This window comes from Paenibacillus sp. 01L418, assembly GCF_056400045.1.
The window spans coordinates 1-1,190 of record NZ_JBFTSN010000773.1; the positions used below are offsets into that span (position 1 = coordinate 1).

Below are 1,190 nucleotides of genomic sequence, written 5' to 3' on the forward strand. Positions count from 1 at the left end.
AAGCCATATTGTATCGATAGGATTCGCTTTCATAACCAAAAGGCGCATAAAACTGTAACTGCGGCGTAAATTCCTTTTCATTGCCGTATTCATGCCAATCACATTCCACATTGTAATCGAGCCTGCTGCTGCCCTGATCCAGAGATACCGTAACTTGCAATTTCGATCTTCGAAACGGGACGCTGAACGTAATGGATTGCCTCAGCAGCTTGCTGCCTAATTCACTGCTTTCGATTTTGATGCCTTCAGTGAGCTCTTCAATTTTGCGGTATCGGCCTACCAGCCATGCATTGCCACCTCCTTGAAAAGTATCCTCTTCGATGAATCGGAATACGCCTGCGGGTCGACTGCTATCGATGAACTGCTGACCATTCTCTTTATTGATTAATGAGATAATCGTAAGCTTTCGCACATCTAGGACTGCCTTTAAAAGCTCGTTCTCCAACACAAACGTATACAGTTCCACAGGAGGAAGGTTTTGACCCGTGAGATAGAAATCATTTGCCGTAAGCGCTGCCATATCCCCCGCTTTTTCCGTCATGATATAGGTGCTGTATCCTAATGCTGGGACATTTACTGGCAGTAATATACGCAAGAAAAAGTGCCCCCAATGCTCGGCAAATCCACGATCCACAAATTGAAAATCAAGTGAATTTCCCTCGTCGTCTTCGAAACCGATGCTTTGGATATTTCCATCCCAATCCCAAATCGTAATCTCGGCTAATTCTTTACGTGCGGTAGTAGCACTATTGAACACATTAAATATCCGTGTTTTCCCGCGTCCGCGGTCACTTTCACCCGTTCGAAACTGATGCTTAATGCTGACACCGACTCCAGCGCCTGCTCCTTCGGAAAAGCTTTCTTTCAGGTCCTCGCCCTCAACAAGAAAACGTGACGTATCGATGCGCGCAGCAAGACTGCGCATAGCAGCGCTTCGTTTGCTATTAGCCATGGCGGATATTTCTTGGAACGCTCCAAGTGCATGATCACGCGTTTCTGGAATGCCTGTTCCCGGCAAAATATCGTGAAATTGATTAAACAAAGTTTTTCTCCAAGCTTCTTCTAATTGCTTGCCATAATACTTGGATGAAGTCCACAACGCGGACACACTAGACAATGCTTCCGCTTCATACAACAGGTTTTCCGAAACTCGGTTCGCTTGTTTCAAACGTGCTTCCGAGCTGTAGCAC

At 46.0% G+C, this 1,190-nt stretch carries 1 protein-coding gene; it reads right to left on the reverse strand.

The features are described 5' to 3' along the window. A partial coding sequence (locus AC1DSE_RS35535; protein WP_477529154.1) for a glycoside hydrolase family 38 C-terminal domain-containing protein occupies window positions 1-1,190 on the reverse strand: 1,190 nt, incomplete at both ends.